The sequence below is a fragment of the uncultured Nostoc sp. genome (genome assembly GCF_964245445.1).
Taxonomy (GTDB): Bacteria; Cyanobacteriota; Cyanobacteriia; order Cyanobacteriales; family Nostocaceae; genus Nostoc.
In genome coordinates, this window is sequence record NZ_CAXTNE010000284.1 from 1 (window position 1) to 9,601 (window position 9,601).

A 9,601-nucleotide genomic window follows, 5' to 3' on the forward strand; every position below is an offset into this window, starting at 1 on the left:
GAGGGGGATGAGGGGGATGAGGGAGTAACATCCTCTTTATCTTCTGGACTTCTGGATACCTCTAATTCTCAGTCTTTCACCGCCGACACTTCTAATCCTGTAGAACTAGTAAAATGGCAACAGAACTTAGAAGAGGTTACGCAAGAGATACTGAAAAAACTTTCGCATGATGCTAATGTTTTAATACAAAAATCTGGGGTATTACCTAAAAAATTACCAGAACCGATTTTAGCAGCTGCTGCTGCGGCTGCATCAGAAGCGTCTGCTGAGGTAATGCCAGGACCACCCAACTTATTAAACTTAGTAATTGAAATTGAAAATGAGCAGCAGTCAGAAGATTCTGGACTGACGCAAGTTATGGCTATTAACCTGCGGCTAGGAGAAATTGAATTTGCTGATGTGACACTCTCATCTGAGCGCAGACAAATCCGCAGTATTTTAGTTCAGCTAAACAAGCTAGGACGAGAGTATCAAAAAAAACATCGGGAAAAGGCGATCGCTGAAGCTGAAGCTGCATGGCGTGCTAGTTGGTTTGAAGATTAGTCATTTGTCTTTTGTCCAGAGTCAAATGACTAATGACTAATGACTAATGACTAATGACTAATCACCAATGACTAATGAAAAACCAGATTGGATACGATTGCACAAAGCCTTGGCAATAGAAGCTGAACGCGGCTTTACAGACTTGATGGGCAGAGAATACCGCTTCAGTGAATTTCTTAGCCTAACTTTAGGCAAATTCCCAACAGGCTTACCCCAAACTGAACGCCGCCGTTGGCAAGGACTAGCGGTGCAATTTGCTAGTTATCCACATCTAGCACTGGAAGAAAGACAACATTTAGTAGCAGAAACTCGCAGGTATCTCTCCCAATTACAGCAAGAGGAGCAGGGGGAGCAGGGGGAGCAGAGGAGTAGAGGAGCAGGGGAGCAAGGAAGAATTTATCAATCCAAAATCCAAGTTGCGCTTCCAGCGCACCAAAGGCGCGACCCAAAATCTAAAATTATCACTGAGGTGAGTCGGAGGCTTGCACCAAATATTGAGCAAAAACTCAGCGATTTACCAGAAATAGGTTTTAAAAAAGCTGATAATTTGGCACGGCTTGGTTTACACACCGTCCGCGACTTGCTTTTCTACTATCCCCGTGATCATATTGATTATGCGCGTCAGGTGAATATCCGCGAGTTACAAGCGGGTGAGACGGTGACAATAGTGGCTACAGTGAAACGTTGTAACTGCTTTACTAGCCCTAAAAATCAGAAATTATCAATTTTAGAACTGGTAGTAAAAGATAACAGTGGTCAAATCAAAATTGGTCGTTTTTACGCAGGTACACGTTTTAGCAGTCGCGCTTGGCAAGAAAGTTTAAAACGCCGTTATCCAGTAGGTAGTATTTTGGCGGCGTGTGGGTTGGTGAAAGAAAGTAAATACGGCTTGACACTCGATAATCCAGAACTAGAGGTTTTGGCAAATCCAGGAGATTCGATTGAGTCGCTGAATATTGGGCGGGTAGTGCCAATTTATGGACTGACAGAAGGGGTGGTGGCGAATACGGTGCGACAGGCGATAATTGCTGCTTTACCTGCTGCTGCTAACTTGAAAGACCCTCTGCCAAGTGGTTTGCGACAGAAGTATGGTTTGATGGAATTGAAAGATGCGATCGCTAACATTCACTTTCCTAGTGATAGCGCCGCCCTACAAGTTGCCCGTCGTCGCCTAGTTTTTGATGAATTTTTCTATCTACAACTTGGGTTACTGCAACGTCAGCAGCAAGCAAGGGCTATTCAAACCAGCGCCATCCTAGTTCCACGCGGTCAACTTGTAGAGAAATTCCACGAAATATTGCCTTTTCAACTCACTGGCGCACAGCAACGAGTTCTCAACGACATTCTCAACGATTTACAGAAACCCGTACCAATGAATCGTTTAGTGCAAGGCGATGTAGGTTCTGGTAAAACAGTTGTCGCCGTGTTAGCTATCCTCGCAGCAATTCAATCTGGCTATCAAGCGGCGCTAATGGCTCCCACAGAAGTTTTGGCAGAACAACATTATCGGAAATTAGTTAGTTGGTTTAACCTCTTGCATTTACCTGTGGAATTACTGACAGGTTCTACTAAAACTGCTAAACGAAGACAAATACATTCTCAGTTAGGAACTGGTGAATTGCCCTTGTTAGTAGGAACCCATGCCTTAATTCAAGACCCCGTAAACTTCCATCAATTGGGGTTAGTGGTGATAGATGAACAGCATCGCTTTGGGGTAGAACAAAGGGCGCGTTTGCAGCAAAAAGGCGAGCAACCCCATGTGTTAACTATGACAGCAACTCCCATTCCTCGAACCTTGGCACTAACGATACATGGGGATTTGGATGTGAGCCAAATTGATGAGTTACCACCGGGACGGCAAAAGATTCAGACAACAGTATTGTCAGGTCAGCAACGCAACCATGCTTACGACCTGATCCGGCGAGAAATTGTCCAAGGTAGACAAGTTTATGTGGTTTTGCCTTTAGTGGAAGAATCGGAAAAACTGGATTTGCGATCGGCTGTTGAGGAGCATCAAAAGCTACAAGAAAGCGTTTTTCCTGACTTTCAAGTGGGGCTGCTGCACGGTCGCATGAGTTCAGCCGAAAAGGATGAAGCGATTACCAAATTTCGTGATAATCAAACGCAAATTTTGGTTTCTACTACCGTTGTTGAGGTTGGTGTAGACGTACCTAATGCTACGGTAATGCTCATTGAAAATGCGGAGCGATTTGGTTTATCACAACTGCACCAACTGCGGGGGCGTGTCGGTCGGGGCGCGGCTCAGTCCTACTGTCTGTTGATGAGCAGTTCCAGAAGTCCTGATGCTCAACAACGGTTGAAGGTGTTGGAACAATCTCAGGATGGCTTTTTCATTTCTGAAATGGATATGCGTTTTCGTGGCCCAGGGCAAGTACTGGGAACTCGTCAATCTGGAGTGCCAGATTTTACTTTAGCGAGTTTGGTTGACGATGAGGAAGTTTTACTTTTAGCGCGGCAAGCAGCGGAGAAAATAATAGAGATGGATGTTACTTTAGAGCGTTGGTATTTGATGAAAGAAGAGTTGAAATATCGATATGAGCGATTGATGGGTGGCGCGATTTTGACTTAAGGGAGTTGCAAAAAATAAATTATTCCAAATTATTTGTACATTGGTAGGGGCGCAAGGCGTTGCGCCCCTACGTTCGCGGAGCGTCCCGCAGGGATGGGATATTTTTTAACTGGAAGTCCCTAATAGTTAGGATGTTATTGTGTGTAGAGACGTTGCATTGCAACGTCTCTACAATCCTTATCCCTAAACAAATAATCTTATCCGAACCGGATTTGGCGAGATTTTATCTAGGGAAATCAACTAATTGAATAATTTCGCTACCAGATATAGGAGAGGATTTAAATTGATATCTTTTACCTGGTTGCAGTGACCGGGGTGGAGTTGTTGGACTGCAACCAATTCTACAAGTTGAATTAAACTGAATGTTTAAATATTCACCTGTATATATTTTTTCTTCTCCTGGGCGTAATGTATGTATATTTCCATTCAGGACATATACCATCTCACCAAACATTTGATTAGAGATGATTGTAGAAATATCAGGATTATTTAGCTCAAAAATTGAGCGAAGAATCTTGTTGTTTGGACAAGTGTATGCAGTTTTAGTTCGGATATCAGCGCATACATTGAGAGCAACAGCCGAGTTAAAACAAACAGAATTTTTAGTTACCGTAGCATCTCTGAGTTTAACATCAAGTTCTTTGTCAATTACAGCTGTAAATGACCCAGAATCAATCACTTTCTTATTCTCTTTAATCTCGTACTGAAATTCATTTTCACCCTCCATAACAACGAAATTACTACCACGATGTTTTGTTCCAAAAGCTACTTGAGTGCCTTCAGAAGATTTTCCCTTTTGGTATTCTCTATCTGTGTACGGATATGGATCGCTTTCTAAACCTCTAGTTACATTTTTAACAACTATACGTCTTTTAGGAGCTGGAGGAGTTTTACTAGAAGTAAACCAAGCTTTTATTGAGCCTGAGTCTTTACCTGGGCATTCACCATCATACTCAATTTCTTGAATGGATGCTTTGTTTAGTTCTCGACTTCCTGCAAACTCCCACCCTATATCAGCAGAAGATTCCACTTCTGGGGAGAATTGTGCTCTTGAAGATGCTAAAAAAAATGTCACAACTAAAGTGCAGCTAAAAGCGATGAGCAACAAAAATCTAGTAGTTGGTGGGATAAGATAACGTAGTTGGTTCCAGAATCGATTAAATTTAATCATAAAAAAATGTGATTTGAATTTAGTAATTAAGGTTGCAATTTTTAGAGTATTGGGAGAAATAGCATTTACAACTGAGGCTGTACAAAATAACTTAGATCAGCTAATAAATTTTATTTCCCTATAGGCGGTGATTGTGTAGGTGGCGTAGTGGGTGGAGGAATGCTAATAGTAGAGCTAGGCTCAGGTGGACGGGATTTCTGATTTTCCACCAGGTTTCAATGTTACTACTACTGTGTGAAACAGTTCTTATCTGACTTGGGCTTTTTCAATTCCTCTTCGATTGTCTTTATCGGCACTTCTAAAGTTTTCTTTTTTATCGAGTTGAAGAAATTAATTGCTATAACATCTTGTTTTAATGTTGAAAGTAACTGTAGAGCTGACTGTACATTAGCATTTTGAAGTGTAGCTTCAGTTCTGTTTTGATTGACGCTGCTTCCTTTATCTGCTTGAAGCTGATTAAATCCAATATCAGAGTTACCATCAGCAATGTTGATCCCTACAATATTTTGAAAATGGGATTTTGCAGCTTTTGTAGCAGTAGATATAGTGTCTAAAACACTAGGTAAAGACTGTTGCAATTCCAACTTTTCTGAGACTATGAGATTTCTGATAATCTCTAAAATTTCGCTAACGCTGTACTTGGGCATATAAAGCGCATCTCACTTATGTATGCTGCAATCAGGTAATATAATTAAGATTCAAATGCAAATCTAAGTATTTCGGATTATTTTCCAGATTTAGGGATAAAATTTAGTAAATGCCCTATACCTAAGATTTTCAGTCTCTGGATTAAAGCAAGATAATTGTAGCTTATTACACTAAGTATTAACTATCGCTATCAAACAGAGAAAAAGTTTAGGATCAGAACTTTTGCAAGAGACTTTATGAGTTGCACTTACGTTGGACAAATTGCTGATTTGAAGTCACATTCAAACTACGCCCAGCCTGTGCCTCAATTTTTAATTACAATGCTTGTTGTATTTGAGCATAAGCTTCATAGACACCCTTCACGTTGTACCAGTTGAGAAAGATTCGGGCAATTTCTAAAGCTAATTGAGGTTTACCTAAATTAATTAGCCATTGCAAAAATGGAGCCATTGTTCGTTCATTAAGTGTGCCATTGAGTGACAAAATTCCCCAAAGTAAGCGATGCAACCAAGTCATTTGAATCATCATTCGCACTTCCCATGTGGGATGCTTTTGATAAAACAAAACTCCCATACGTCCGCGTTGAATTTCTTGGTCAATCAATCGGGGAATTTGTTCTAATTTAAATGCTGGATGCCAGTGATATCCTACTGCTTCGGGACATTTAATTAGTGTCAAACCTAATTGTTTAAGCCGCACACCTAGTTCTAAATCTTCCCAGCCATAGAGTTGGAAGCTGGTGTCAAAAAGTCCAGCTTTCTCTAGCCAATGTTTAGGAATCGCTACATTTCCCGTAGCAAAAAAAGCTGCTGAAAAATCTGTGACTTTGTAGGGTTCAGCAGTTGGATTGTCGAAATTACAAGTATTAATAACTGCACCGTAAGTGAAAAAGCGATCGCTCCCTAATTTCTCCTTCCCTTGCACTAGCGCCTCAGTATGAGCTTGCAGGAAATTCTTCAGCACTACTAAATCACTATCAATAAAGATAATTGTGTCTCCCAGTGCCTGTTCTACACCCAGATTCCGCGCCGCAGCTGGGCCAGCATGATCTTGCCCAAACCAGCGCACATGGGGAAATTCTTCTTTGTGTCCTGCTAACCACTCCAATGTGCCATCAGTAGAACCATCATCCACCAAGACAATTTCGTAATCAGTAACCGAACTTGACTTACTCAACTCCTGCACCTCCAAGGCGCGGAGGCACTTTTCTAAAATCGGTTGGCGATTATAAGTCGGTATCACAATGCTGAAAAACACAGTCTCACCCACACACAATACTATTTATCCATCTCCAGGATAGGACAGATGCGACGCTGACACTGTTCCTTACATAATTCTGGTTACGGAAATGGTAAATCTGCCCATAATGCAATATTTGCTAAATACTTAAAACAAAGTATATAAATTTACTATAACTTAAACCTGAAATTATACATTTTTCTATGTCTGTTAAAGTCTATTTTACTTTTACAGTATAAGTATTTATGCTTAACTTATATTACTTTTTTCAAGATTATTTTTAAGTAAAGAATAACACTTGATAAATTCTAATTAATCAGGATATAACCTTTTGTTAATTTATATTGATTATATTCTAGGACAAACTTACGAAAATTCATGCATTTAGGTAATTAAAATTGCAAATAATCTATTTTTCATAGCAAGTTATCTCATATTGAAAATGTAATAATTTTCACGTAAATACTAATGGTTTTTTTGTCAATAAGTATTTGTCTAAATTAAATTTTTCTGATCAAAATAGAGGGAGTTTGATGTCTACATTGAGCCGGAGACAACTTTTAATATTTTTTGCAGGCAGTGCTGGTGCTGTTGTGTTAGGAGACAAAATCCTAGATGGTGTTACTAGCATTGCAGAAGCAAAAACTAAGCTACTAAGCTTTACACCAGTACGCTTACCCCATCCCCTACCAATTTATAAATATCAAAAGAATTTTTTGCCAACAGGAATCGGTAAGGGAGAAGTGCGTAAAGCGTCTACGGATGTTAAGTTAAGTAGCTACAACGTCATTGATGATCTGGTAGTACCGCCAGAGTATGAACGTTATGTAATTGTAAGTTGGGGCGATCGCGTGTTTCCCAACGAAGATGATTATTTCGGCTACAACTGCGATTACACTGGCTTTGTTCCCATTGGTAGAACCAAGGATGTCGGCTATTTGTGGGTAAATCACGAATATGTTAGTTTCCCTTTTTCTGTCTTAGCGCCAGGAACTCCCTCTGATGTGAAAGCATCACCCGACGCATTTAGGCAAGTAATTGGGTGGGCTTTACCCTCCACTAAAAATATTGAAGTTGAAGGGGAATTTTTATATAACCAAGGTGGATCAATCATTCGCGTCTCTCGCCGTAATGCCAAGAAACGTTTTGCTGTAGTTAGCAGTGATCCAAAAAATCGCCGCATTCATGGTCTTTCTGGGTTGGGAATTAATAGCCAACGCAATGATGACTACAAAAACATTACTTCTTGGGGAAGCCGCAGCCACCAACAAGGTGATCAAAACTATTTAACTAGTACTGGCCCTGCTGCAACTGAAGTATTTAATCTTAGTTCCGATAAACTGGGTAACAAAATTATTGGTACTGCCTACAACTGTTCTGGTGGTACAACTCCTTGGGGAACTATTTTATCTGCTGAAGAAAACTTTCAAAGTAGTGTCACAGAAGCAGTTAAGCCTGATGGTACTCAGACAGATTACACCAAGGATACTATAGGCAAGACTTTTGGTTTAGTTGGCGAAAAATACGGTTGGATTGTCGAAATTGACCTCGTAAATCCGAATTTCCGCCCTCGAAAACACACTTGGTTGGGTCGTTTCCGCCATGAAAACGTCGCCATCCGGGCTGAAGCAGGCAAGAAATTAGTTGCTTATATGGGTGATGATAGACGTGGTGGACATACCTGGAAATTTGTCAGTAAAGGTACTGTTTCTTCACCAACTAGTAAAGCTAACAGCAGTTTGTGGGAAAGCGGTACTTTATACGTTGCCCGTTACAACCCAGACAAAACAGGTAAATGGATACCATTACTCTTAAATACTGCTACCAATCCTATTTCACCATCAGTTATTTCTTCTCAAGAAGGTAACGTGTTGGAGGAAAAAGTGAAATTTTTACCATTACCGAAACGTAATGGTGTTGCAGATCAAACTGAAGATGGTGGTATCTTTAAATGCGATCGCACCAACGAAGCAACAGCATTACCTAATTATCAAAATAAGAAGCTATCTGACTTCTACCCCACCCAAGGCGCTGTTCTCAGTGATGCTTTCTTAGCCGCAAACTTGGTCGGAGGAACACCCACAGCACGTCCAGAAGATTTAGAAGTGCATCCCTTCACCAAACAAGTGTTCATTTCCTATACCGATGGTGCGCCAGGAAGCGACGGTTATCCAGATTCGCGGATCTTCCAAGTTGCTAAGGTAAGTACCGATGTCAATGCCACACAGCAGTCGGGAGGACTATACAAAATTATTGAAGATAGTGCTGATGGTATAGGTTTAACCTTCCACTGGGAAAGATTTGCCCAAGGTGGAGAAGCCGGATCGATTGATGGTGCTGGCTTTGCGAATGTAGATAACCAGGTGTTCGACAATAAAGGTAATGTTTGGGGTGTCACGGATATGTCTACGGGCACTCACAACGGTTTTGACATCGGTGCAGCGGGTACTCCAACTACCATCGATCACAAAATTAGTGGCGATGTTTCTAAGTTTACAGGAGTTTTTGGTAATAACTGGCTGTTCTTTATCCCCACCAGTGGAGCCAATGCAGGACATGTAGTACCCTTTGCCTATGGACCAGTGCGTTGCGAGATGACTGGACCAACTTTTGTGGGAGATACACTGATTATTTCAGTACAGCATCCTGGTGAAGATTGCCCGATTAATGATGGCACGATTTTGAGTCGTAGCATTGAATTACTGGATTTGAATGGTATAACTTTCAACCAAACTCGCACTGTACCTCGTGGCAGTAGTTGGCCCAGTAATATTAATGGTAAACCTACAGGTGTTCCCCGTCCATCTGTAATTGCTATCCAACGGAAGAATCCAACTGGCAGTTTTGTTTAGCATTATATGTACGTGTAAAAATGTTAGATAACAACTTCTTTACATTGAAATTCTCGCAAAAATAGGTGTTTTATAATTTGGAATCACAGATGCACACAGATCAATCATCTGTGTGCATGATTTGTATAATCATCAAGCTAAACCGTTTAGTTGAAAGCTAGTTACAACTTCAGAGATTGGCTAAATACAGAATTTAATTCAAAGTTAAAAAATCAATAGTTTTGTAATTTCATTTAAATAAGCTTTAAGCCAATGTATTTAGGTTAAGAAAAATCAAGCCAAAGATTATTTTTACCAAATCCTTAATCTTTTCACGTATATAAATTTACTATAAAGTAAAAATTTAACTCATCCACTCAATATCAAAAGGTTTCAAAGCTCTGACTTTAGTAATTGTTATTAACAACATTTTTGTTATTGACAAATTGCCATAAAAATGATTTACAAACCGTATTGATAGTAAGTGAATATGCAAATCTGAAGCTTATAATTTTTAAACTTTTATTCAAAATTTAGATAAATTAGTAAAAAATATTCTTATTCTCAATATATATTTAT

5 protein-coding genes and 1 pseudogene are annotated in these 9,601 nt (G+C 40.0%); 3 read left to right on the forward strand and 3 right to left on the reverse strand.

What is annotated here, in order from left to right:
- Both ACFE90_RS31635 and recG read left to right on the forward strand, forming a co-directional pair.
- Positions 1-543, forward strand: a pseudogene (locus ACFE90_RS31635) (hypothetical protein); the annotation flags it as partial.
- Between the two features lie 67 nt (positions 544-610).
- Complete coding sequence (gene recG / locus ACFE90_RS31640) at positions 611-3,133, forward strand: ATP-dependent DNA helicase RecG (RefSeq protein WP_375506288.1); 2,523 nt, start codon at positions 611-613, stop codon at positions 3,131-3,133.
- 223 nt (positions 3,134-3,356) lie between these two features.
- On the opposite strand, the gene ACFE90_RS31645 is transcribed toward recG, so the two are convergent.
- From ACFE90_RS31645 to ACFE90_RS31655, 3 genes are all read right to left on the reverse strand, one after another.
- The gene (locus ACFE90_RS31645; RefSeq protein ID WP_375506289.1) at positions 3,357-4,304 is read right to left on the reverse strand and encodes a hypothetical protein; all 948 of its coding nucleotides are present in this window, start codon (positions 4,302-4,304) and stop codon (positions 3,357-3,359) included.
- 227 nt (positions 4,305-4,531) lie between these two features.
- Positions 4,532-4,882, reverse strand: coding sequence for a hypothetical protein (locus tag ACFE90_RS31650; protein ID WP_375506290.1), 351 nt, complete (start codon positions 4,880-4,882; stop codon positions 4,532-4,534).
- Positions 4,883-5,267: 385 nt separating this feature from the next.
- Positions 5,268-6,227: a glycosyltransferase family 2 protein gene (locus ACFE90_RS31655; protein WP_375506291.1), complete on the reverse strand. Its 960-nt coding sequence runs from the start codon at positions 6,225-6,227 to the stop codon at positions 5,268-5,270.
- 497 nt (positions 6,228-6,724) lie between these two features.
- On the opposite strand from ACFE90_RS31655, the gene ACFE90_RS31660 reads away from it, so the two are divergent.
- On the forward strand, positions 6,725-9,043 hold the full coding sequence (locus ACFE90_RS31660; protein WP_375506292.1) for a PhoX family phosphatase: 2,319 nt from the start codon (positions 6,725-6,727) through the stop codon (positions 9,041-9,043).
- Positions 9,044-9,601 lie beyond the last annotated feature (558 nt).

Coding starts and splice junctions, on each gene's coding strand:
- ACFE90_RS31660 (WP_375506292.1), top strand. CDS start 6,725: ATGTCTACATTGAGCCGGAGACAACTTTTAATATTTTTTGCAGGCAGT.
- ACFE90_RS31645 (WP_375506289.1), bottom strand. CDS start 4,304: ATGATTAAATTTAATCGATTCTGGAACCAACTACGTTATCTTATCCCA.
- recG (WP_375506288.1), top strand. CDS start 611: ATGACTAATGAAAAACCAGATTGGATACGATTGCACAAAGCCTTGGCA.